14 protein-coding genes are annotated in these 23,693 nt (G+C 62.4%); 4 read left to right on the forward strand and 10 right to left on the reverse strand.

Annotated elements, in window-relative coordinates; translation table 11 throughout:
* Positions 1 to 4 precede the first annotated feature (4 nt).
* From FW789_RS12790 to FW789_RS12800, 3 genes are read right to left on the reverse strand one after another with little or no spacing between them, the layout of a single operon-like run.
* Positions 5 to 277, reverse strand: a complete 273-nt coding sequence (locus FW789_RS12790; protein WP_103435720.1) for a phosphopantetheine-binding protein — start codon at positions 275 to 277, stop codon at positions 5 to 7.
* Positions 246 to 1,064, reverse strand: coding sequence for a lysophospholipid acyltransferase family protein (locus FW789_RS12795; protein WP_446431527.1), 819 nt, complete (start codon positions 1,062 to 1,064; stop codon positions 246 to 248). Before FW789_RS12795 ends, FW789_RS12790 begins: the two co-directional genes overlap by 32 nt.
* A complete protein-coding gene (locus tag FW789_RS12800) occupies positions 1,040 to 1,759 on the reverse strand; it encodes a beta-ketoacyl synthase chain length factor (protein ID WP_446431528.1) in 720 nt (239 codons plus the stop codon). The genes FW789_RS12795 and FW789_RS12800 overlap by 25 nt, the downstream gene beginning before the upstream one ends.
* A gap of 316 nt (positions 1,760 to 2,075) precedes the next feature.
* Between FW789_RS12800 and FW789_RS12805 the strand changes: the two genes are divergently transcribed.
* A complete protein-coding gene (locus FW789_RS12805; RefSeq protein WP_101315573.1) occupies positions 2,076 to 2,849 on the forward strand; it encodes a ParA family protein in 774 nt (257 codons plus the stop codon).
* On the opposite strand, the gene trxC is transcribed toward FW789_RS12805, so the two are convergent.
* The 4 genes from trxC to FW789_RS12825 all read right to left on the reverse strand — a co-directional run bounded on the left by trxC (position 2,846) and on the right by FW789_RS12825 (position 9,995).
* On the reverse strand, positions 2,846 to 3,280 hold the full coding sequence (trxC, locus tag FW789_RS12810) for a thioredoxin TrxC (protein ID WP_446431529.1): 435 nt from the start codon (positions 3,278 to 3,280) through the stop codon (positions 2,846 to 2,848). The two genes, FW789_RS12805 and trxC, sit on opposite strands and share 4 nt — an antisense overlap.
* 71 nt (positions 3,281 to 3,351) lie before the next feature.
* Positions 3,352 to 4,812, reverse strand: a complete 1,461-nt coding sequence (gene selO / locus FW789_RS12815; RefSeq protein WP_103435725.1) for a protein adenylyltransferase SelO — start codon at positions 4,810 to 4,812, stop codon at positions 3,352 to 3,354.
* A gap of 75 nt (positions 4,813 to 4,887) precedes the next feature.
* Positions 4,888 to 8,205 (reverse strand): mechanosensitive channel MscK, encoded by a 3,318-nt coding sequence (gene mscK, locus FW789_RS12820; RefSeq protein WP_446431530.1) that lies wholly within the window; start codon positions 8,203 to 8,205, stop codon positions 4,888 to 4,890.
* Positions 8,206 to 8,252: 47 nt separating this feature from the next.
* On the reverse strand, positions 8,253 to 9,995 hold the full coding sequence (locus FW789_RS12825) for a potassium/proton antiporter (protein ID WP_103435727.1): 1,743 nt from the start codon (positions 9,993 to 9,995) through the stop codon (positions 8,253 to 8,255).
* Between the two features lie 160 nt (positions 9,996 to 10,155).
* On the opposite strand from FW789_RS12825, the gene FW789_RS12830 reads away from it, so the two are divergent.
* Positions 10,156 to 12,306 (forward strand): dermonecrotic toxin domain-containing protein, encoded by a 2,151-nt coding sequence (locus FW789_RS12830; protein WP_446431531.1) that lies wholly within the window; start codon positions 10,156 to 10,158, stop codon positions 12,304 to 12,306.
* A 171-nt stretch (positions 12,307 to 12,477) separates the two neighbouring features.
* On the opposite strand, the gene betA is transcribed toward FW789_RS12830, so the two are convergent.
* The 3 genes from betA to betI form a co-directional block, all read right to left on the reverse strand.
* Complete coding sequence (gene betA, locus FW789_RS12835; RefSeq protein ID WP_103435729.1) at positions 12,478 to 14,175, reverse strand: choline dehydrogenase; 1,698 nt, start codon at positions 14,173 to 14,175, stop codon at positions 12,478 to 12,480.
* An 87-nt stretch (positions 14,176 to 14,262) separates the two neighbouring features.
* Positions 14,263 to 15,735 (reverse strand): betaine-aldehyde dehydrogenase, encoded by a 1,473-nt coding sequence (gene betB, locus FW789_RS12840; RefSeq protein ID WP_207072929.1) that lies wholly within the window; start codon positions 15,733 to 15,735, stop codon positions 14,263 to 14,265.
* Positions 15,736 to 15,765: 30 nt separating this feature from the next.
* Complete coding sequence (betI, locus tag FW789_RS12845; RefSeq protein WP_186701227.1) at positions 15,766 to 16,431, reverse strand: transcriptional regulator BetI; 666 nt, start codon at positions 16,429 to 16,431, stop codon at positions 15,766 to 15,768.
* 423 nt (positions 16,432 to 16,854) lie between these two features.
* Between betI and betT the strand changes: the two genes are divergently transcribed.
* Together betT and FW789_RS12855 are read left to right on the forward strand one after the other, a co-directional pair.
* Positions 16,855 to 18,858 carry a choline BCCT transporter BetT gene (gene betT / locus FW789_RS12850; RefSeq protein ID WP_189691812.1) on the forward strand — a complete coding sequence of 668 codons (2,004 nt, stop codon included), beginning with the start codon at positions 16,855 to 16,857 and terminating at the stop codon, positions 18,856 to 18,858.
* 167 nt (positions 18,859 to 19,025) lie between these two features.
* The gene (locus FW789_RS12855; protein WP_446431532.1) at positions 19,026 to 23,690 is read left to right on the forward strand and encodes a dermonecrotic toxin domain-containing protein; all 4,665 of its coding nucleotides are present in this window, start codon (positions 19,026 to 19,028) and stop codon (positions 23,688 to 23,690) included.
* The last annotated feature ends 3 nt before the right edge of the window (positions 23,691 to 23,693 follow it).

Consider the following 23,693-nt stretch of genomic DNA (forward strand, 5'->3'; position numbering starts at 1 on the left):
ATTCTCAGGCGGCGTTGCGGGCAGTGACGAACGCCGCCAGGGCGGCGACGCTGCTGAAATGGTTGCGGGTGTCCTTGGCGTCGGCGTCGATCTTGATGCCATAGCGCTTCTGTATCGCCAGACCGAGCTCGAGGGCGTCCACCGAGTCCAGGCCCAGGCCGTCGCCAAACAGCGGTTGCTGGTCGTCGATGTCGTCCACGCCTATGTCTTCCAGGCCGAGGGCGTCGATGATCAATTGCTTGAGGTCACGGTTGAGGTCTTGCTGTGGATCGCTCATCGATGGCGAGCTCCTTGATGTAGTACTGATGCAGATAATCGTTGAGTGCGCGCGATGCCTTAGGCGCAGGTCCGAGGGCGGCGAACGTTTGTGGGTCGATATCGGTGCCGACACTCAGGCTCAAGTGCACGCGGCGCTGAGGGATGCGGTACCAGGGTTCGTTCTTGGTCAGGGTGGTCGGGCTGACCTTGATGGTTACGGGGGTGATGATCTTCGCACCGCGCAGGGCAATCGCGGCGGCGCCGCGATGAAAGGCCGGCGCTTGGCCAGGCGGGGTGCGTGTGCCCTCCGGGAATATCACCAGTTGCTGGCCGTCGCGCAGGCATTGCACGGCGTTGTCGAGCATGTCCATGCTGCCATCATTGCCCAGGTACTGCGCTTCACTGACCGGACCGCGGGTGAAGGGGTTGTCGAACAGGCTCTGCTTGATCACGCAATTGCCCTGACGCACCAGGCCGATGAGAAACACCACATCGATCAGTGAGGGGTGGTTAGCGATGATCATCTGCCCGGGGCGGCCGAGGCGCTCGGCACCGTCGATCTGGTAGGTGAGCACGCCACTGAACCGCATCACCCGTACGAACTGCCAGAACAGCCAGCTGATGGTGTAGCGCGCGCGTTGGCGATGACGCACCACTCCGCCTGGCAGGCAGCTGAGCAACGGAAACACCAGCACGCGCAGGCACAGGCCGCCGAGACCAAACAGGCAAAAGCACGCAGCTGTCGCCAGCAGGCGCCAGTAGTAGTGATCGCGGGGCTTGCTCACGGCTGCCGTTGCCAGGTCCATGACCGCCGCTTCCAGGTATGAGTGAAGCAATTTACGCCGCTCAGCGTGGCCTGCAGCCAGTTCAGTGCATGTGGCAGGGCGGGCGGCAACGACTGCGTGGCTGCCGGGCCAGGGCTCAGTTGCCACTGCTGACCCGGGGTGACCAACAGGCCAAGGGCGTAGGCGAAAGGCACATCGTCGACCCAGGCGTCGTATACCGCCGGCGGCAGTTCTTCACAGATGATCAGTAGCACTGCTGGCGCGCCTTCCGCCAACAGCGCCGCCGCTTCGAGCAAGCCCTGCTCGAGGCCATCGCCGGCAGCGGCAATGGCGGTCATCTCGCTGGTTTCGCCGCGCAGGATCGACCACAGCCCGATTACCGCGTTGTGCACCGACAGGCTGAACTGGGTCGGCGACAACGGTTGCTGATCAGCCAGGTCACTGAGAATGGCAAAGGTGCGCGGGGTTTCGCCATGACGCGAGGCAAATACCAGCGGCAGTGCCTCGTACCCTTCAGCCAGCGGCCAGCCGACAGCAAAGGCCATGCGCGCCAGATTGCTCAGGCGACGGCGCTGCATGGCCGGCAGGAACGAGACGTCTGGCGACGCCGCTTCACTGCAGCTGTGTCGGCTGCCCTGGGCCCATCCCTGCCAGTCGGCAGGCGTCACCAGGCCTGGAGCCCAGGCACGCCATTGGCTGATATCGAAGGTGATCACGGTGCTTTTTATTCCGCCCTGAAGGACTGCCTTGCCGAGGAATGACTCGTAACAACGACCTGACAGGGTTGGCATATTCGCCGAGTGGCGCGCATTATCACGGCGCCAGCGATGTGTAGCAATTGCTGGTTACATAATCGCCATCAGACAAGTTCATTTACGTTTTGCACAACGCCGACATGTGGTGCAGGCAAATTCCGACAAGCGGTGCAGCCGGCATGTCGGCTGCCGTTGAAGCGGCTTAAGCGAAGTGGCGCTGGCCAATGCACAGGCCTCGACACATACTCGGACATTCGTTGATACACGGAGGTCTCTCATGCGGCGCGTGGTATTCAATCAGAAAGGTGGCGTGGGCAAATCGAGCATTGCCTGCAACCTGGCAGCGGTCAGCGCCAACGAAGGCTACCGGACCCTGCTGATCGACCTGGACTCCCAGGCCAATTCAACCCAGTACCTGACCGGGCTGACCGGCGACGACATCCCCATGGGCATCGCCGACTTCTTCAAGCAGAGCCTGTCGACCGGGCCGTTCTCGAAGAAGAACAAGGTCGATATCTACGAAACCCCGTTCGACAATCTGCACGTGGTTACCGCCACGGCTGAGTTGGCCGACCTGCAGCCCAAGCTCGAGGCCAAGCACAAGATCAACAAGCTGCGCAAATTGCTCGAAGAGCTCGACGAGGATTACGATCGGATCTACATCGATACCCCGCCGGCGCTGAATTTCTATGCGGTATCAGCGCTGATCGCGGCTGACCGAGTGCTGATCCCCTTCGACTGCGACAGTTTCTCGCGCCAGGCGCTGTACGGCCTGCTGGCCGAGATTGAAGAATTGAAGGACGACCACAACGAAGACCTGCTGGTCGAAGGCATCGTGGTCAATCAATTCCAGTCACGCGCCAGCCTGCCGCAGCAGATGCTCGATGAGCTGATCGAAGAGGGCCTGCCGGTGTTGCCGGTGTACCTGACCAGCTCGGTGAAGATGCGCGAATCGCACCATGCCAGCCTGCCGCTGATCCACCTGGATCCGCGGCACAAGCTGACCCAGCAGTTCGTCGAGCTGCACGCGTTGCTCGAAGAAAACGCCTAAACGCCCTGGCTGCGCAGCCACTCCAGTAATGACTGGAGTGGAAATGCGCCAGCCTGACGGCTGATTTCGCGACCGTTCTTGAACAGGATCAAGCTTGGGATCGAGCGGATGCCCAGTTGGCTGGCCAGGTTGCGGTTGGCTTCGCTATCGAGCTTGGCCAAACGGCAGCGACCGCTCAGTTGCGCCGCTGCCTGGGTGAAGATCGGCGCGAACGACTTGCACGGCCCGCACCAGTCGGCCCAGACGTCCAACAACAAGGGCAGATCGCCTTTGATCTGGCTGGCGTAGTTTGCCTCGCTCAGATCGAACGGCCGGCTCAGCAACACGGCCTGTTTGCAGCGGCCGCATTTGGGCGTGTCGTTCAGGCGCTCGGCCGGCAGGCGGTTGAGGCCGTTGCAGTGTGGGCAGGGGATTACTAGTGGCTCGGGCATTTTGCCTCCTTGTGAATGCGATTCGGTCGCGAAAGGGGTGCGCAGCACCCCCCGACGTCCTTAAAAGTTACTCAAGAAGAGCAGCTGATCTCCAGATGCTTACCCCACTCCGGCGGCCGCTCGGCATAGGCCTGCATCCCTGGTTGTTCTTCGAACGGCCTGCTCAACACCTGATGCAAACGGCGCACTTCGGTGTAGTCACCGCCATTGGCCGCTTCGATGGCCTTCTGCGCCAGGTAATTACGCAACACATACAGCGGGTTGACCGCATGCATGCGCTCGCGACGACCTTCGGCGTTGGCTGGCTCGCGCTCACAGCGGGCCAGATAGGTCGCGCTCCAGGCATCGAAGCCGGCCAGATCGACAAAATCGTCGCGTACTACCTGTAGGGCCGCTGCCGCGGGCTGATCGCCAAGCCGGCGGAAGAACAGCGTGTAGTCGACGCCGCCGCTCTGCATCCGTTGCAGCAAGGTTTCGACCAGTTGCAGGTCGTCGTCCTCGGCGGTAGTCAGGCCCAGGCGGCGGCGCATCAGGTCGAGGTAGTGGGTCTGGTACAGCGGCAGGAACAGGCCCAGGGCCTGCTTCAGTGCCTCGACCTCGACAAACGGAGTCAAGGCCTGGGCCAGTGCGCTGAGGTTCCAGTGGGCGATGGGCACCTGATTGCTGTAGCTGTAACGCCCCTGATCGTCAGAGTGGTTGCAGATGAAGTTGGCGTCGAAGTCGTCGAGGAAGGCAAACGGGCCGAAGTCGAAGGTGATGCCCAGGATCGACATGTTGTCGGTGTTCATCACCCCATGGCAGAAGCCATAGGCCTGCCAGCGCGCGATCAACTCGGCGTTGCGCTCGACGATGGTCTGGAACATCGCCAGGTACGGTTGCTCGGCGCTGCGGCATTCTGGGTAATGCTGCTCCAGCACATGGTCGATCAGCAGCTGCTGCTGTTCTGGCTGGCGGGTGTAATAGAAATACTCGAAGTGGCCAAAACGGATATGGCTCTGTGCCAGGCGCAGGATCATTGCCGCGCTCTCCTGGGTCTCACGCCACACCGTCGTGCTCGAGCCGATCACGCACAGCGCGCGGCTGCTGGGGATGCCCAAGGCGTGCAGGGCTTCGGAACCGAGGAACTCGCGGATCGACGAGCGCAGCACGGCGCGGCCATCACCCATACGCGAATAAGGCGTTTGCCCGGCACCCTTGAGGTGCAGGTCCCAGTGCTCGCCGGCATCGTTGACTACTTCGCCCAGCAGCAATCCGCGGCCATCGCCCAGACGCGGCGTGTAGCCGCCGAACTGGTGCCCGGAGTAGACCATCGCCCGTGGGTCGGCGTCTTGCCAGGACTGGTGGCCGCTGAACAGCTCGGCAAACAGCGGCAGCGCTGCCTGCGCCGGGTCGAGATCGAGCAGGGCCATCGCCGACTCGCTGGCCACTACCACCCGCGGCTCGGCGATCGGGTCAGGCAGTACCTGAGTGGAGAAGGCATCGCCGAGGCGGGCGAAGCGATTGTCGAAGGTCAGTTGGTCTAGGGCTTTCACGGGCCGGCTCCTGGCATGGCGGGCGAGGGCCAGGCCCTCGCCGTGAGTGTGCGGTGCATGCCGGTTTGAGTCCAGTCAGACCGGTTGAGTGCCTTCGGGTTTTGTCCCGTCGCCACCTTCAACGGCGATCAGCTTCTGCTTGTGGCCCAGGGTGTCCATCAGGAACACTTCGACCTGGCGCACCGAGATCTTGATGTCGTGGGCCTTGAACTCGCGGCTGATGTAGCGGTTGATCTCGTCCAGGGTCGGGTTGCGGTCGCCGAGGTCGCGCACGTGCATGCGCAACTCGTGATCCAGCGAGCTCTCGCCGAAGTTGAGGAAGTACACCAGAGGCTCCGGGTCTTTGAGGACCCGCGGGTTGTCGTGGGCGCCCTTGAGCAGCAGCTCGCGCACCAGGTCCAGGTCCGAGCCGTAGTCGATCCCCAGCTTCAGCGTGACGCGGGTGACCGTATCGGTCAGCGACCAGTTGATCAACTGGCCGGTGATAAAGGTCTTGTTGGGGACGATGATGTCCTTGCGGTCGAAGTCGGTGATCGTGGTGGCGCGGATGCGGATCTTGCTCACCGTGCCGGACAGGTTGCCGATGGTGATGGTGTCGCCGATCCGCACTGGGCGCTCGAACAGGATCATGATCCCCGAAATGAAGTTGGCAAAGATCTCCTGCATGCCGAAGCCCAGGCCTACCGAGAGCGCCGCGACCAGCCACTGCAGCTTGTCCCAGCTGACCCCGAGGGTCGACAGGGTGCTGACAAAACCGACCCCGGCGATCACATAGGACAGCAGCGTAGTTGTTGCGTAGGCGCTGCCCTGGGCCAGGTTCAGGCGTGACAGCACCAACACCTCGAGCAGGCCGGGCAAGTTGCCGGCCAGAGCGAAGGTGATGCCGATTATCACCAGTGCGCCGAGCAGGTCGCCGAGGCTGATCGGCACCATGCTGGCGGCGGCGCCGGTACCGCTGGTGTACTCGTACAGGGTGAAGTTGTTGAGGTAGGCGAACACCGAGAGCAGGTCCGCCCAGACCCAATACAGGCCGCCGATGAAGCCGCCGAGCAGGGCCAGACGGATCAAACGCAGCGATTGCTGGTTGACCTGTTCGATATCCAGGGTCGGCTCTTCGACGATCACTTCACCGTCCAGGCCTTCCTTGCTGGCCTGGCGTTTACTCAAGGCCCGTTGATAGGCCAGGCGCCGCGCCGCAACTGACAGGCCGCGGACGAAGGCGGCTTCGATCACCAGCCAGAACAGCAGCAGGTACAGGGTGTAGATCAGCCGGTCGGTGAGTTTCAGCGCGGTGTAGTAGTAGCCGAAACACACCGCGACAAACAGCGCGATCGGCAACGCGGTGAACGCTACCCCGACGATCTTGCGAAACAGCGAGGTGTCGCGGTGTGCCGGGCTGCTCAACAGCAGACGACTGAGCAACCAGGCCATCAGCGCGTAGCAGGTCAGCACCACGCCGATGCCGAGCACGTCGTTGGCCAGCGCTGACGGCTGATGCTCGGCCACGGCGACCACACCAACCAGCGCCAGCACCACGGTGCCCAGGCGGCGGACCCAGCCACGGAGGAACTGCACCTGCGGCTTGTGCCAGCGGAAATGCACCTCGGCGACGCCGCCCGGGGCGAGAATGCGGTAGGCGGTATAGAACACCAGCCAGGCCTGGGCCAACTGCCACAGGGCGGCGCTCAGGTTGGCATTCTGCCCGCGTGCATCGACCTGGAGGATGTACGCGCACAGCGCCAGGGCCAGGCTCAGCGGCATCGCCAGCAGCACGTTGATCAGCAGCGCCTGCGGCGTGTGCCACTGGCTATCGCGCTTGAAGTGACCGATGTCCATGTGCACCTTGCTCAGGCGCTGATACAGATAGCGCCGGCGCCATTGCAGGGCGCCGATCAGCAGCAACAGCGGCACGAACAGCAACGGTCGTAGGCTGAGACCCTGCAGCAGTTCCGTGACGCCTGAACCCCACGGTAGGTTGGCTACTTGGTCGACCAGGCGCCCAGGCACACTGCTCAGCCATTCCCAGTCCAGCGGCTTGTTGCTGGGAATCCAGAACATCTGCTCTTCCAGGGTGGTGCGCAAGCCTTGAGCGGTGCTGAGCAACTGCTTCTGGTTCAACTGCAGGGTGATCGATTCGTTGAGCAGTGCCGACAGCTCGCGGTTGAGCCGTTCGAGCAGATCGCTGCGGGTGATGGCCACGTCCAACAGGGCCTTGCGCAGTTCGGGCGTGACGTCCTGCGGTGGCTGGTTGGCGAGCACCCCGTCGACGTAGCTGACCGGGTTGCTCATCTGCTCGCGCTGCTGGCTGACCTCGAACTGGTACAGGCGGATATCGGCGATCTGGTCGGCCAGGTCACGGTCGAGCTTCAAGTGCGGCAGGGTCTGCTTTTGCCGGTAGAGAATCTTCGACAGCAACAGGCTGCCCTTGAGCACTTCGATCTGCTCATCGAGCACCTGATCGGCCTGGGTCAGGCTGTCGAGCTGCTGCTTGGTCTTGAGGTTCTGCTGGGTCAGCTCGTTGAGGCGGTCGGTACTTTTCAGCAGGTAGTCGGAGAGCTTCAGGTTGGCGGCGCTTTCGTTGGCCAGCAGGACACTGCCGCCGGACTTCTGCGCTTCCAGCGATTGCTGGGTCACCGTCTGCTGCGACTGCGCCAGACGCTTGTCGTTGATCAGCGTCTGCAGTTGCTGGATTTCCTGCTCCAGGCGCGCGGTGCGCTCGACCAGCAGGTCATGCTGGGCGCTGCCCAGGTCCTGCAGCAGGCCGTTGCCGGCCAGTTCCTGGCGGCGCAGCAGGGTTTGCGCGTTGAGCGAGGCGAGCTCGGCGGCGAGCTGATTGCGTTGGTCGGCGGAGAGGGTCTTGCCAGCATCCTTGCCGGACTTGAGGCTGCTGTTGATCTGCTGGATGCGCGTCTGGTTGCTGCTGATCTGCGCTTGCGCCCGTTCCGGGCGGGTCTGCGAGCTGATCATCAGACTGTTGGCATCGGCCAGCGCCTTTTGCAGCTCGCCTTGCAGCGTGCTGCGCTCGCTGAGCAGTTGCTCGAGTTGCGGCACGCTCAGGTTGGCATAGCGCTGGGTGACTGGGGCCGGCTTGCTCGCCTTGAGCTTGGCCAGCTCGCGCTGGGCCTCGCTGGTCAAGCGTGGCGCGTCGGCCAGCTGCTGCTTCAGCGCCTTGAGCTTGGCCGCGCTGTCCTGCTGGCTGGCGAGCAGACTCAGGGTCTGCTCGAGTACCTGCTGCAGGCTCTTCTGGTCAGCCTCGGGCAGCTTGCGCTCGGCGATCTTGTCGAGGCTGTTCTGCACGCTGGCAGTGGTCGGGGCCTCGGCAGCGGTGGCGCCGAAAGAGAGGGACAGGCACAGCCCGAGCAGGGCTGCGCGAAGGTACACGCGCAGGGGCATAAGCAGAGTCTTGTCAGGGGTTCGTGTGATACGAGGCAAGTCGAGGGCTACAGGAACAAGCCCGGGCCGGGGCGAGTTCCTTCGGGGAATTTGACGCCGACTTTGTCGATCTTGTTCCCGTCCATGACTGCGACCGTCCAGATTGTGCCGTGCCATTCGATCTGATCGCCTACTACTGGAGCGCCTCCGACCTTTTGTCGGATGAACTGCGCCAGCGCCATATCGGCGTTCAAACCGTCCAGTTGCAGGCCATAAAGTGCTGCCACCTGGCCCAGTTCGGCATCGCCTTCGAGAACGAAATCGCCAAAGAAGCGCAGGTCCAGGCCACGTTGTGGTGCCTGGCTGAACAGCTTGCCCAGCGCCGGCAGGTTATGTTCGTGGCCGATCACGCAGAGCATGTCGTCCACTTCGAGCACGGTACTGCCGGATGGGTGCAGCAGCTGCTCGCCGCGAAACAGCGCGGCAATCCGCGTGCCTTCGGGCATCTTCAGCTCGCGCAGGGCGGCGCCGATGCACCACTTTTCTGCGCCGAGGCGGTAGACGAACATCTCCCACTCGCTGGTGATGTGTACCTCCAGCGCTGAACGGGAGATTGGTGCCGGGTCTGGCGGTACCGTGACCTTGAGCAGCTTGGCCATCCACGGCAGGCTGGTGCCCTGCACCAACAGCGAGATCAACACGATGAAGAAAGCCAGATTGAAGAACAGCTGCGCTTGCGGCAGCCCGGCCATCAGCGGGAACACGGCCAGAATGATCGGGACCGCGCCGCGCAAACCGACCCAGGCAATAAAGCCCTTCTCGCGGTCGTGGAAGGCCTTGAACGGCAGCAGCGCGGCTAATACTGACAGCGGCCGCGCCACCAGGATCATCCACAGCGCCAGGCCCAGGGCCGGCACTGCAATCGGCAGCAGGTCATGTGGCGTGACCAGCAGCCCGAGCACCAGGAACATGCCGATCTGCGCCAGCCAGGCCATGCCGTCGAGCATGTGCAAAATACCGTGGCGGCTGCGGATCGGCCGGTTGCCGAGCACCAGGCCGCACAGATAAACCGCGAGGAAGCCACTGCCGTGCAGGGCGTTGGTCAGCGAAAACACCACCAGCCCGCCAGCCACTACCAGAATCGGGTAGAGGCCGCTGGCGAGGTTGATGCGGTTGACCATCTGCAGCATCAGCCAGCCGCCGCCCAAACCCAGCAGGCCGCCGATACCGAACTCGCGCAGCAGGTGAGTGAGCAGGCTCCAGTGCAGGCCGGTCTGGCCGCTGGCGATCATGTCGATCAGGGTTACGGTGAGGAATACCGCCATCGGGTCGTTGCTGCCCGATTCGATCTCGAGCGTGGCGGTGACCCGCTCATTGAGGCCTTTGCCACCGAGCAGCGAGAACACCGCCGCAGCGTCGGTCGAGCCGACGATGGCGCCGATCAGCAGGCCCTGGATCAGGCTCAGATCGAACAGCCAGGCCGCGACCATGCCGGTCAGCGCCGTGGTGATCAATACCCCGACCGTGGCCAGCGACAGCGCCGGCCACAGCGCTACGCGAAAGCTCGCCACCCGTGTGCGCAGGCCGCCGTCGAGGAGGATTACCGCCAGCGCCAGGTTGCCCACCAGGTAGGCAGTCGGGTAGTTGTTGAAAATGATCCCGCCGCCGTCGACGCCGGCCACCATGCCGACCGCCAGAATGATGACCAGAATCGGAATGCCCAGGCGCGATGACAGCGAGCTGACCAGAATACTTGCACCCACCAGCAATGCGCCGATCAGGAACAGGCTGTTGATGGTGCTTGCATCCAAGGGCGGTACTCCGGAGAAACGGGGGGACAGGCAGCGCTGTTACGCAGGTTGCGTGCCAACTGATTCTAACCCGAGGTCTGCGCGGGCTGTAAAGCGTTACCGCATATTGATGCGGCATCCAGGTTGAAGTGCGGGCTCCCATTTGCACAGGCCACCGCGCATGACCCACCCCGACGATATGCCTCTGGCGGACATTGCCCGCCGTTATCTGGGCCAGTTCCCTGACCTGCATGGGCTGGCCCGTCAAGCCGCCGGCCATGTGCTGCGGCGCCAGCTGGGGTATTGGCTCGATCCAGACCAGGTGTTCTGGCATGAATTCGCCAGTGCCAGCAGCAGCTCGCGAACCTACACCGGCTGGCGTCATTCCGGCCCACCGCGGCGCTCGATGAGTCTGACCGAACTGATGACCCAGCGCTTCAGCCCGGCGCAGCAGGCCAATGTAGACGAACTGTCGGTGTACGGCGGCTTCTATCGGGTTGACGCCAGCCATGCCCTGTTCGATGAGCGCAACGAGCTGCGCCTGGACGCCCGGACTGTGCTTGAGCAGTTCTGGTCGATGGACTTCGCTGCGACCTACGGCCACCGGCTTGCGGGGTTTCGCGCCGAACGCGGCGAGGACTTCTGCGTGTTGGCGCGTTCGCGTTTTCTTGCGGCTGTCGCCCAGGCGCCACTGACCAAGGACGAGCAGCGCGAACTGCTCAGCGCTTCACTGGCCAACCCGCAGTTGCCGCTCAGCACCAAGGCCCTGCGCCTGTCTCAGGCTGACAACAGTCAGAGCGGCTGGGGCCGCCTGAGCCTGGGCGGGGCCGCCGCTCGGACGCTGTTGCTGCGGACCCTGAAAAGCGGCAGGTGCTGCCTGTATCTGGCGGATGAACACGCCAGCCTGGTCCTGCTGAAGGATGCCGTGGCGCTCAAGGCGTGGCTGGCTGACCTGGCGGCAACCGTACCGGGCCGGGAGCGACTTGTGAGCAATTTCGTCGGTAACGACCTGCTAGGTCAGCCGCTGCGCCCGCGTGTGGAAAAATACCTGCGCCTGCTGGCACAGCAGACGTATTCGCCGACGATCAGCAGCCAGGCACTGCACGGTGATCTGTTCGTGCAGCTGCGCGAACAAGCGCTGGATGCGCTGGCCGCTGATGCGCATGAGCGCCTCACCAGCAATGCCCAGTTGCGCAAGGCGGCCTGGTTGTCAGGGTTGCAGACCGCCTCGCTGGTGCTCGCACCCATGAGCATAGGCGGCTGGCCCGTGGCGTTGACGTCGCTCGGGGTCGGCGTCGGTTGCCTGGCATTGCACGTCGACCGGGCCATCAATGGCAAGGCCGGGTGGCGCTCGGCAGCCTGGTGGGCTGTATTGCTGGACGTCCTGTTTATTCTGCTGGACGCCGCCTTGATGCGCTCGGCCGAGCTGTTCGCCCCGACGCGATTGCCACCGCCGAGGACTGTCGAAGCGCCGCTGGCGGTTGCTGAAGACGGCTGGGAGGACTTCATGCGACCTGCTGTGGATACCTTGCTGGCGCGTTCCGACCAGGCCTTGGCGCGCCAGGAGGCGGCGCTGGGTGCGCTGCCATGGGCCGATGCCAGCCAGCTCGATGAGGCGGGTCGCTATCTGGATGCGTTCAGCGAACCGTATGCGGTCTATCGCGATGAGCTTGGTTATGGCGCGCCCGCCATTGCCGAGTACAGCCACTCGCCTGAGCGCTACAACAACCTTTGGCGCGGTCTGCCGCTGGGCGATCAGCTCGCGGTCTGCGTTGCCCGTAGCCATACGCTGGCTGAGGCATTGGAGCAGATCGGGGTGCACAGTCCGGTAACCTTGTATCGCGCCGCTTCGGGCATTCGCAGCACCGGCAATGCTGCTTTTGCTGCGGGCAGGGTCAAGGTTGGCGATGCGCTGGTCAGTACCGACTTCACCTCGTTCACCGAGAATCCTTACGTGCTCTGGGAGACGTTCAACAGCCCGCAGGTAGAGGGCAGTGGCAGGCCGGCATTCGATGACGAGGCTGTGGTGTATGTGCTGGAACCGGGCGAACATGTGCGGGCGACGCCGGTCGCGGCGTTTTCCAGCAGGCCGGATGAAGCCGAGTCATTGATGATGCCGGGGCGCTATCTGCAAGTCGCGCAGATCACGCCTGTGCGCAATGCGCGGTATCGCTTTGTCGAGGTGCGTTTGAAGGCGGTGGCGCAGGTGCCGGCAGGGGGGCAGGTGTACGATCTGCGCAGTGGCGAGGTGTTTGATCGGGAGGTGCTGGCGCAGCGCCTGGGGGCAGCGGATGACTCGCTGATGCGGCGGTTCTTTCCAATTCCTACGTAGCTTGGCGGTTGAGAATGCTGGGGGCGCTACGCACCCCTTTCGCGACACAAGGCCGCTGCTACAGGGGACCGCGCATGTCGGTAATGAGCGGTTCCTGTGGAGCGGCCTTGTGTCGCGATAGGGCTGCAAAGCAGCCCCAGCAATCTTGAACCAGGCGCGATCAGGCAGCCGTTACGGCTGCTTCACTTCACGCATCGGCTTGCCTTTGACTGGCGCGCCGTTGGCCACGTAGTACTTGGCGGTGCTGCGTGGCAGCGCCTGGCGGCCACGGATCTTGTCGGAGATTTTCTCGGCAATCATGATCGTGGTGGCGTTGAGGTTGCCAGTGATGATGATCGGCATGATCGACGCATCGACCACCCGCAGGCCTTGCATGCCATGCACACGGCCCTGATCGTCGACCACGGCCATCTCGTCGGTGCCCATCTTGCACGAGCACGACGGGTGGAATGCGGTTTCGGCATGCTCGCGGATGAACTTGTCGAGCTCTTCATCGGTTTGCACGTGGGCGCCCGGGCTGATTTCGCGGCCGCGGTACTGGTCCAGCGCAGGCTGGGCCATGATCTCGCGGGTCAGACGGATGCCATCGCGGAATTCCTGCCAGTCCTGTTCAGTCGCCATGTAGTTGAAGAGAATGCTCGGATGCTGGCGCGGGTCCTTGGACTTGAGCTGAATACGGCCGCGGCTAGGCGAGCGCATCGAGCCCATGTGCGCCTGGAAACCGTGTTCCTTGACGCCATTCGAACCGTTGTAATTGATCGCTACCGGCAGGAAGTGGTACTGGATGTTTGGCCACTCGAACTCAGGCCGCGAGCGGATGAAACCGCCCGCCTCGAACTGGTTGCTGGCGCCGATACCAGTCCCATTGAACAGCCATTCGGCACCGATGGCCGGCTGATTCCACCACAGCAGCGATGGGTACAGCGAGACTGGCTGGGTGCAGGCGTACTGCAGGTACAGTTCAAGATGATCCTGCAGGTTTTCACCCACGCCTGGCAGGTCGTGTACCACGGGCACGTCGAGGCTTTCGAGCAGTGCACGCGGGCCGACGCCGGAGCGTTGCAGCAGTTGCGGCGAAGCAATCGCGCCGGAGCTGACGATGACTTCCTTGCGGGCGCGGGCTTCCACGCGCTCTTCGCTGTCGCCGACCAGGTAGGTCACGCCGACGGCACGCTTGCCTTCGAACAGGATACGGTCGCTCAACGCGTGGGTGACGATGGTCAGGTTCGGGCGCTTCTTGGCCTGATCCAGATAGCCGCGGGCGGTGCTCGAGCGACGGCCGTTCTTGGTCACCGAACGGTCCATCGGGCCGAAGCCTTCCTGCTGGTAGCCGTTGAGGTCTTCGGTGCGCGGGTAACCGGCCTGCACGCCGGCTTCGACCATGGCGTGGAACAGCGGGTTGTTGCCGGCTTTGGGCGTGGCAACGCTGACCGGGCCGTCACCGCCGTGATAATCGTTAGGGCCGATATCGCGGGTTTCGGCCTTTTTGAAGTACGGCAGGCAGTCGAGGTAGGTCCAGTCTTCCAGGCCTGGCAGCTTGGCCCAGCCATCGAAGTCCATGGCGTTGCCGCGGATGTAGCACATGCCGTTGATCAGCGACGAGCCACCCAGCCCCTTGCCACGGCCACATTCCATGCGACGGCCGTCCATGTGCGGCTCTGGATCGGTTTCGTAGGCCCAGTTGTAGCGACGGCCCTGCAGCGGGAAGGCCAGCGCGGCCGGCATCTGGGTGCGGAAGTCGAAGCGGTAGTCTGGGCCACCAGCTTCGAGCAGCAGCACGCTGACGTTGGCGTCTTCGGTCAGGCGGGTGGCGATGGTGTTACCGGCCGAGCCGGCACCGACGATGATGTAATCGAATTGTTGGGACATGCAAGTACCCTCGTTGTGGCGGTGTCAGGGAGCAAGACGCCCGCGCCGCAAGGCGCGGACTTGACTACACAGGTGCACACGAGGTGCTTAGAACACCGAGGTGTAGCCGCCGAGCTCGACCTGAACCGACTTGATGCGGGTGTACTGGGCCAGCGAGCTGACGCCGTTTTCGCGGCCGACACCGGATTGCTTGTAACCACCGACCGGCATTTCTGCCGGCGACTCGCCCCAGGCGTTGATCCAGCAGATGCCGGCTTCAAGCTGGTGAATGATGCGGTGGGCGCGGCTGATGTCGTTGGTGCAGACGCCGGCAGCCAGGCCGTATTCGGTATCGTTGGCGCGGCGGATGACTTCTTCTTCGGTCTCGTAGCTGAGGATGCTCATGACCGGGCCGAAGATCTCTTCCTTGACGATGGTCATGTCGTCGCTGCAGTCGGTGAACACGGTCGGCGCAACGAAGGCACCCTTGGCCAGGTCGCCTTCGCTCAGACGCTCGCCGCCGCAGAGGACGCGGGCGCCTTCTTCCTTACCTTTGGCGATGTAGCCGAGCACGCTTTCCATGTGCTGGAAGCTGACCAGCGGGCCGAAGTTGGTGTTCTCGTCTTCCGGGTTGCCAATGCGGATGCGCGCAACGCGCTCGGCGATCTTGGCTTCGAAGGCGGCTTTCATCGACGCCGGGATGAATACCCGGGTGCCGTTGGTGCAGACCTGACCGGAGCTGTAGAAGTTGGCCATCATGGCGATGTCGGCGGCCTTGTCGAGGTCGGCATCGGCGCAGATGATCAGCGGCGACTTGCCGCCCAGTTCCATGGTGACTTCCTTGAGCGACGAGCTCGAGGCGCTGGCCATGACTTTCTTGCCGGTAGTGGTGCCGCCGGTGAACGATACTTTTTCGATGCGCGGGTGCTCGGTCAGCAAGGTGCCGACTTCACGGCCGCTGCCGGTGAGGACGTTGAACACGCCATTCGGCAGGCCGGCTTCGGTGTAGATCTCGGCCAGTTTCAGGGTGGTCAGCGAGGTGACTTCCGACGGCTTGAAGATCATCGCGTTGCCGGCCGCCAGGGCTGGCGCCGATTTCCACAGGGCGATCTGGATCGGGTAGTTCCACGCACCGATACCGGCGGTCACGCCCAGCGGTTCGCGACGGGTGTAGACGAACGAGCTTTCGCGCAGGGGGATCTGCTCGCCTTCGATGGCCGGGACCAGGCCTGCGTAGTACTCGAGCACGTCGGCGCCGGTGACGATGTCGACGTAACGGGTTTCCGAGTACGACTTGCCGGTGTCGAGGGTTTCCAGCATGGCCAGTTCATCGTTGCGCTCGCGCAGAATGTCGACGGCACGACGCAGGATGCGCGAACGCTGCATGGCAGTCATCGCGGCCCAGACCTTTTGGCCACGTTCGGCGCTCTCGACGGCACGTTCGACGTCAGCGGCAGTGGCGCGCTGGACGTGGGCGAGGACTTCGCCGGTCGCCGGGTTGATGGCTTCGAAGGTGGCATTGCTGCCAGCGTCGACATAACCACCATCGATGTAGAGTTTTTGCGTTCCGAAACGGGCCATAGAATCCTCGCAAGTGCAGTGTGTGATTGGCTAGCCGCGTTGCGCTCCTGCTAGTGAGGCAGTCGCTGCGTGCGATTGTTCAGCAGCCTGGGGCGTTGTATCCAGGGCGTGCTGCTTTGCCAGTTGTAAATCCATGTATTCGTAGGCAATCCGGATTGCCTGCTCGGTATCGAATGCGTCGCCCGAGAGCGCGCCACGCAACCACAGACCGTCGATCAAGGCTGCCAGGCCGCGGGCGGCCTTGCGCGCATGGTAGAGCGGCAGGACGCGGCGAAACTGACAGCACAGGTTGGAATAAAGGCGGTGATCGTTGATCCGCTGCAACCTGTGCAAGGACGGCTGGTGCATGCTGGCGGCCCAGAAGGCCAACCAGGTTTTCATTGCCGGGCCGCTGACCTGGCTGGCGTCGAAGTTGCCCTCGACGATGACTCTGAGGTGCGCCCGCGGGCTGTCGTCGGTGAGGGCTAGTCGACGTGCGACGGTGCCTTCGCTCAACGCGTTCATGAGGTGGCGCATGGTCGCTGCGATCAGGCCGTTCTTGTCCTGAAAGTAGTGACTGATGATGCCGTTCGACACTCCAGCCAAACGGGCGATCAGCGCAATGCTGGCATCTCCCAGACCGACCTGATCGACCGCCTGCAGGGTGGCTTCGATCAACTGCTGACGGCGAATGGGTTGCATACCGACCTTGGGCATCTGGCAAATCTCCTCAGGCCTGCGGGCAGACGACAAGCGGCTGCCTCGGCGAAGGCCAGTCTATTTTGTTTTGATTGAACGTTCAATCAATAAAGAATAAGCTCTGCGACAATTTGTGCCATTGACAGTTGTTTAAGGCTGTCGAGAAGGCATCGATTGGCACCCCAGAAAAACGTGCAACCCCCGGAATACAAGGCGTTGACGGGCATGGGCGCTGCGCGATACAGAATCTGCCGAGCGGTCGCGAGACTGCGCGCAGGGCCCTCGGAGCGGGGCTTGGCTCTGTAGTTGTGCATCGTTTCGCTACGGGATCACGGTTTTCCTGAGTGCTTTTATAACACCTGTCGCAGTGGCATTAATTGACCAATTGCACGGGATTGACTGATTAGCCTCCACCCCAGCACTGCCCGGAGCATTCGTGCAATGAGTTCTGCCTCCCTAACCAAACCCCCCGCCGAGAGGGTCCGGGTCAACAACGTGGTGTTCATCACCTCTGCGCTGCTGATCCTTGTTCTGACTGCCTTGCTTATCGCTGTACCCGACACCGCCGGTGAAGTGCTCAACGTCGCCCAGACCTGGCTGACGCGCAGCTTCGGCTGGTATTACATGCTGGTGATTGGCGGCTACCTGGTGTTCGTCATCGTTCTGGCCTTCTCCAGCTTCGGCAAGCTCAAGCTGGGCGGCAAGGATGACCAACCGGACTTCAGCTACGGTGCCTGGGCCGGCATGCTGTTCTCGTCGGGTATCGGTATCTCGCTGCTGTACTTCGGTGCGTCCGAGCCGCTGGATCATTACTTCAACCCGCCCGAAGGCACCGCGGCCAGCGCTGAAGCGGCGCGCCAGGGCCTGCAGCTGACCTTCCTGCACTGGGGCCTGCATGGCTGGGCGATCTATGCCTTGGTCGGCCTGGCGGTCGGCTACTTCGCCTATCGGCACAACCAGCCGCTGGCCTTGCGTTCGGCGCTGTACCCGTTGATGGGCGAGCGCTGGGTCAAGGGCAGCGCCGGCCATGCGGTGGACATCTTCGGCATGTTCGTGACCCTGCTGGGGCTGGTGACCAACCTCGGTATCGGCTCGATGCAGGTTGCCTCGGGGCTCGAGTACCTGTTCGGCATGGCGCACAGCAACACTAACCTGCTGATCGTCATTCTGGTCATGGCGACGGTGGCGACGGTGGCTGCGGTATCGGGTGTGGAAAACGGCATCCGCCGCCTGTCCAACTTGAATATCGTGCTGTTCAGCGGTCTGCTGATCTTCGTTTTGCTGGCCGGCGATACCCTGCACCTGCTCAACGGCTTTGTGCAGAACACCGGCGACTACCTCAACGGCATCGTGCTGAAGACCTTCGACTTGTATGTATACGAGAACGAAGCGGGCAAGTCCGAGCGCTGGTTGGGACTGTGGACCGTGTTCTACTGGGCCTGGTGGATTTCCTGGGGGCCGTTCGTGGGCATGTTCATCGCCCGTATCTCCAAGGGCCGCACCGTGCGCGAGCTGGTTGCCGGCGTGCTGCTGATCCCGCTGGGCTTTACCCTGGCCTGGCTGTCGATCTTCGGCAACACCGCACTGGACCTGGTGATTAACCATGGTGCGGTGGAGCTGGGCAAGACGGCGCTTGAGCAGCCATCGATGTCGATCTACCAACTGCTGGAATACTTCCCGGCAGCCAAGATCGTCATTGGGGTGGCGGTGTTCGTCGGCTTCGTGCTGTTCCTGACCCCGGCCGACTCCGGCGCGGTGATGATGGCCAACCTGTCGTGCAAGGGCGGCCAGGTCGACGAGGACGCGCCGCACTGGATGGTGGTGTTCTGGTCGGTGGTGATCACCCTGGTAACCATTGGCCTGCTGCTGGCCGGCAACTTCGCCGCCATGCAGACCATGGTCGTGCTCGCAGGGCTGCCGTTCTCGGTGGTGCTGGTGCTGTTCATGTTCGGCTTGTACAAGGCCATGAAGCAGGACGCGCAACTGGAGCAGGAGCGGGCCGAGCTGGCCGCGCGCGGCCGTCGCGGTTTCAGCGAGCGGCTCAGTGCGATGGAGTTGCAGCCGACCCAGGCGGTGGTTCAGCGCTTCATGGACAAACACGTCAGTCCGGCCCTCAAGGACGCCGCAGCGCAGCTGCAGGCGCAGGGTTTCGAGGTCGAGACCCGCTTAGGCCAGTCGCGCAATATGATGGGCCTGCGGGTGATGATGGAAGAGGGCAACCCGTTCGTCTACGAGGTCAGCCTGGACGGCTACCTGGCGGCGCCCAACGAGGCACAGGTGCAGGGCGAGGCCGATGTGCGCCAACGCTATTATCGCGCCGAGGTCTATCTGCACGATGGTAGTCAGGAGTACGACCTGATGGGCTTCTTGCCGGAGCAGATCGTTCGCGACGTGCTTGATCAGTTCGAGAGCCATCGCCAGGTGCTGGGCCGCGTGTACAGCTAGGGCACGTGCGCAGCTTTGCTTGAAACAGGCCTTGTCCATTGGACAGGGTCTGTTTCGTTATTGCGCCAATTGCCTGATGGCGCAGTGTCGACCCCAGCAATAACTAACACCGGAGAACCCTCCGCTACGCGTTAGGTTGAGCCCTTTCTCATCAGGAAAGTGCCGCCATGCCCAGCAACCCATCCGCAACAGCTTTTGATTTCCACGCCAGCGTAGCTGCTCAATTCGCCAACCGCCCTGGCCTGCGCCAGATCGCGGCTGAGCGGATCATGCAACTCTTGATCGAACACCATCCCATTCTCAAGACTGCCAGACCTGACATGCATTCAGCTGAAGGGCTGATGCTGATGACACCTGGGCTTCCTCTCCGGCCGCTGGTCGACCTGGTGCTGCAAGCGATGATTGACGGCAAGTTGCTGGACCTGTCGCCGGTAGACAACGTTGCCCAGTACTTCTGCCTGGAACCGGGTAGGCGCTTTTATGCGATCGAAGACTCCATGACCACCGGCGAGGGCGATGTCATAAAGCCTGAGCGGCTGCAGACAGCCTTCGACGAACTGGTTAGGCAGTTGCCAGATGACTTCTGTCAGGCCCAGGTCGACTATTGGCGGGCGACTGGCAGCATAGGCGTCGACCACCTGAGCTGGCTGCAGCAACTGCTCAAATCGGCGCTACTCTGCAACTTGCCCTGGCAGGCGCTGGACGAACAGCAGGCGCAGTGCGTGCGCGAGCTGCTGGCACGCGGCAATGTGCCGTCCGGTGTGTATCTGGTGCAGGTCGAACTGGACATTGGCGGGGCTACCTTCAGCGAGACATTGCCAAACCTGCTGATTCAGGCGCAATGGGACGAGCGCGAGTCCCTTCTGTGGTGCGCACCCTCGGGGATCATCCGTGCATTCGACTCGTTCGACGAGTTTGCTGCTGCGCTTGCCGACGAGCTCGGCGTGCGTTACCGCTTCGAGGCCATGACCTGGCACCGCTTTGCGTTGGAGGGCGACTGCTTTGTGCAGCAGGCGGCAATGTTGCTGGATATTCTCCTGGCGACGCTGTCGCGGCTGCGCCCCGCCTTGCTGGCAGATGTCGGCGCGCTTGAGCAGGCATATGCCTCGCTGAGCGACCCTGCCAGCTTCTTCATCCCGGCCTATTCCAACGTTGGCAATACCAAACTGAGCCTGCCTCCAGGACTGAATAGAGCGTCTCCCGAGGACAGCTTTGCCTACCAGTGTGGCCTGTTCGAGCTGGCCTTGGCGCAGGCTGACTCCGACGGTATCGCTGCACTTGATGGCATTCTTGACCTGCATGGCTACGCCAGCCAGCGTTTGCGTGAGCAGATGTTGAGTGATCATCCGATCGACGCCAATTACTTTGCGGATGACCTGTTGCTGACCCTGAGCGTGGCCAGGGGAGTGCCCGGCGGTGCGGGCGCGGGTGTTGGCGGTGGGGTGGTGGAAACGCGCAAGGTTTCGCTTACCCAGCTTGCCGTAGGCAATTTGAGCTCACTGGCCGGAGCTACGGTGACGGCGATCGAGCATCGGGACGATCAACTGATCATGGACTGGATGAACGTCGAGTACGTCAAGGCACTTATCCAGCGTGTCGACATCGGTGCTCATTATCCGGTGTATGTCGCTAACCGCCTGGATGAGCCGGCCCAGCGTGAGCTGCGCGTCAGTCGTTTCGCTCGTGAATGGCGTTGTTCCTTCCTGTTCAGTGCCTTGCAGGCAAAGCTGGCAGGTAGCCTGAGTGAGGCCGCGCTGCAAGCCGTGGTCAATTACTGCCGGGGGCTGGATGACAAGCAGTTGCCAGGCAGCATGTTGATGCCACTCGCATTTCGGCGCGAGCCCAGCAGTGAGCATTACGACCTGGTGCGTGGAATGTATGTGCTGTTTTGCGTCGAGCCTGCGGTGGTTGTGCTATATCGGCCGTTGTATGCATCGCGCTCGGTATGCGAGTTTGCCAGTCTGGATGCGATGATGCAGGCGATTCGTTCCGATATGGCCTTGCAGCAGGACATCCTTGAGTGGATCCTGCCACAGGCTCGAAGCGTGTATGCGCACGGCGGATTTACCGAGCCGCATTTGGGTGCGCCTATCTTCGATTCCTCGCTCCTGCCCGAGCGCGTGCAACCGCCTGCGTTCTGGCCGCAGTTTTGGCGCGTTGATGTCGACGCAAAAATGTATGTAGCAAACCGCGACCTGCTGGTGGAGCTGGCTGACCGGCAGACTGTGTCGAATGCCGAGAGCCGTTGGGCCATTCTGTGTGAAGGTGCCTGGTTGCTGTTCGACCTGATTACCTTGCAACTGCGCGGGCCGGTAGCAGTGGTGGCCTGGATGGTGCAACTGGCCAAGAGCGTCGACAATGACCTCACCGCGTTGGCTCAAGCTAGTGCCTTCGGGCGCTCAGCGGCGGTTGTCGACCTGATCCTCAATGCCGGCATGGCGCTGCTGCATGCGCGGTTGCCGCAGTTGCAGGAGCCCGTCCCCGTAGAGCAACCGCCGCTGGATCTGTTGCGCGGGCCGACAATCGCAGGCAACAGTACATTCACGGCGATGACTCGCCCAGTCCAAGGCAAGGTTTACCTGCCTGGCGAGGTGCTCAACCAGGCCAGCCTGAACCTGGACTTTTCCTTCAGTGGAGGGCAGGGCTTCAATGTCCTGCCTGCTCAACGGCGGCAGGCCTTGCTGGCGATGCGCAGTGCTGTATCGCTCAACGGCATCCAGCCGCTGAGTGCTGGCCCTGAACAAGGCTTGTACATCAAGGGCGGGCAGCATTATGTGTCGCTGCGCGGGGACATCTACGCGGTGGCGCTCAGCGCCGAAGGCGCACGCATTGAAGGCCGGGACGGCGCCGTCGGGCCGTGGCTGCTGCGCGAGTTCGGAGCGTGGCGTATCGATGCTCGGCTGCGCTTGGATGGCGGTATGCCGCGTAATCGCGTTCAGCGGCTGCAGGAAACCAAGAAGCAGCAGCTTACTCTGCTCAAGAATCAGGAAAGTGCGCTGATCGTGGACAGCGAACCACGGCGGCGAGACCTTGAAAAATATATCAGGCAAGAGTTCGAGAACAAGGCGCTGATCCTTGATCTGGAACAGGAGGCATCACTGGACAGCGTTCAAGTAAGCAAGTTGGCGCTGCTCAGGAGCCTTCAGAAGCGCTACAGCGAGCGTGTTGCCGGTGGCTATAAACGACTGATCGAGGTAGACCGCAAGCATGATCGCATTCTGACCGAGATTACTGCCGTCAGGTCCGTTGACCCATTGCTGGATCAGGTGCTGGACGGACAGCGCAGCGATATTCGGCGCAGCCTGGTCGAGAACTGCGGGCATTACTACAACCGTCTGGCAGACATGATCAACGACGAAGACATTGAGGAGCAAAGGGAGCAGATGTTGGTCCTCCCGGAAACCGAGGCCGAAATCCAGCATTATCGGGACTTCACCAAGGCGCTTGAGGGCGTGCAGGTGTGGGAGCAGGAGTTGATCGAACTGTCCGGGCCGTTCGACGCCCTGCTCGAGGAAACGCTAAAGGACAGCACGATTCATTTCAAATCCGAGGAAGGCGGCAGAGACACCAAGGCTCAGATGCTCAATCGGATCATCGAGGCAAGGCGAGCGAACGCGGTAGACCTTGAATTCCGTATGCTGCAGGACCTTGCCGAGCTTAGTCTGGATCGCCTTGGTGGGGCCGACGAAGCGACCTTGAACGAGTACCAGAACTATCTCAACGGCCCGGCGTTGGCCAGTGCTGGCGCTGCGCACGCCGAGCTGGCGGGTGGGGACCTCGCGCTGAGCGAGCGGCTGGAAGTCCTGAACGGTGTAATGGATGCCTACGAGGAAGCAGCAGGTATGGCCGATTACTTGCTGAGCGTGGGCAAGAGAGTCATCCGAGCGGACAAGCTGCGGCTATACCAGCAGACGCTGGGCAAGCTCAAGGACTCGGTCAGGATCGAGATTGCCAGCGACCTGCGTGAACTTGAGCTGGCGGATGTACCGAGGGTGCGTACGCCTCTCTATGCAAAGCGTGGCGGCATACGTCGAGTGGTCCGCACGCACCGTGGCCGAAGCGTGGTTGGAGAGGAGGTACAGGTCGATGGCGAGTCGGTTATCCAGCAAAGAGATTCCTACTCCAAGGTTTTGAAAACTTTCAGACGCCAGAACAGTACATGGGTCGAAGACGCCGAGTCCAACCCGCTCGACGTAGCTTCCCCATCGACGCAAGGGCTTGCCAGTGTCCGCCGACGCGGACGCACGCTGTTGGACGAGATGGATTCGGTGGTCAAGATCGCTCGGCGCTATGTTTCATCTGACGAGCCGTTGGGCTTGAGCACGGTATTGGAGCTGCACCGCGAAAAACTCAGCGAGGTGCTCGCAGCACTGCCTCGCAGCGAAGGCGATGCAGCGTTGTATGAAGACCTTGAAACGGGCATCGAGTCATTGCAGGCGACCCAGGATGACTTGCTCAGATCGATCTACTTCAACACCACTCACCCAACGGCACGAGCGCTCAAGTACCTGCACGAGCAGAAACAACTGACTATTGTACGCACCGTCAAACGCAGACCGCTGCCGCGCAACGACTACCTGGATATCTATGAAATCAAGCGGCTGGCCGTGTCCGGACATGGTCGAGGCATTGGCTTGTGGGAGGCGCATTTCCACTACGCCAGCGAGGGCGCAGCTGACCTTGATTTTGTCGCCGGGCACCTCAAAACCTGGGCGCAGCGCGCGTTGGGCCGCGACGCTCAATTACGTGCAGCGCAGAACAGTGAGGTATTGGATATCTACCGCGGCAAGCTGACCAAGGCCGATGTGCTCGGCATCATCCCGTTCGAGTAGGCT

Source organism: Pseudomonas sp. 1121_17 (assembly GCF_052850745.1).

Coding starts and splice junctions, on each gene's coding strand:
- FW789_RS12795 (WP_446431527.1), bottom strand. CDS start 1,064: ATGGACCTGGCAACGGCAGCCGTGAGCAAGCCCCGCGATCACTACTAC.
- FW789_RS12855 (WP_446431532.1), top strand. CDS start 19,026: ATGCCCAGCAACCCATCCGCAACAGCTTTTGATTTCCACGCCAGCGTA.
- FW789_RS12790 (WP_103435720.1), bottom strand. CDS start 277: ATGAGCGATCCACAGCAAGACCTCAACCGTGACCTCAAGCAATTGATC.
- betB (WP_207072929.1), bottom strand. CDS start 15,735: ATGGCCCGTTTCGGAACGCAAAAACTCTACATCGATGGTGGTTATGTC.
- betA (WP_103435729.1), bottom strand. CDS start 14,175: ATGTCCCAACAATTCGATTACATCATCGTCGGTGCCGGCTCGGCCGGT.
- betI (WP_186701227.1), bottom strand. CDS start 16,431: ATGCCCAAGGTCGGTATGCAACCCATTCGCCGTCAGCAGTTGATCGAA.
- betT (WP_189691812.1), top strand. CDS start 16,855: ATGAGTTCTGCCTCCCTAACCAAACCCCCCGCCGAGAGGGTCCGGGTC.
- FW789_RS12830 (WP_446431531.1), top strand. CDS start 10,156: ATGACCCACCCCGACGATATGCCTCTGGCGGACATTGCCCGCCGTTAT.
- trxC (WP_446431529.1), bottom strand. CDS start 3,280: ATGCCCGAGCCACTAGTAATCCCCTGCCCACACTGCAACGGCCTCAAC.
- mscK (WP_446431530.1), bottom strand. CDS start 8,205: ATGCCCCTGCGCGTGTACCTTCGCGCAGCCCTGCTCGGGCTGTGCCTG.
- FW789_RS12805 (WP_101315573.1), top strand. CDS start 2,076: ATGCGGCGCGTGGTATTCAATCAGAAAGGTGGCGTGGGCAAATCGAGC.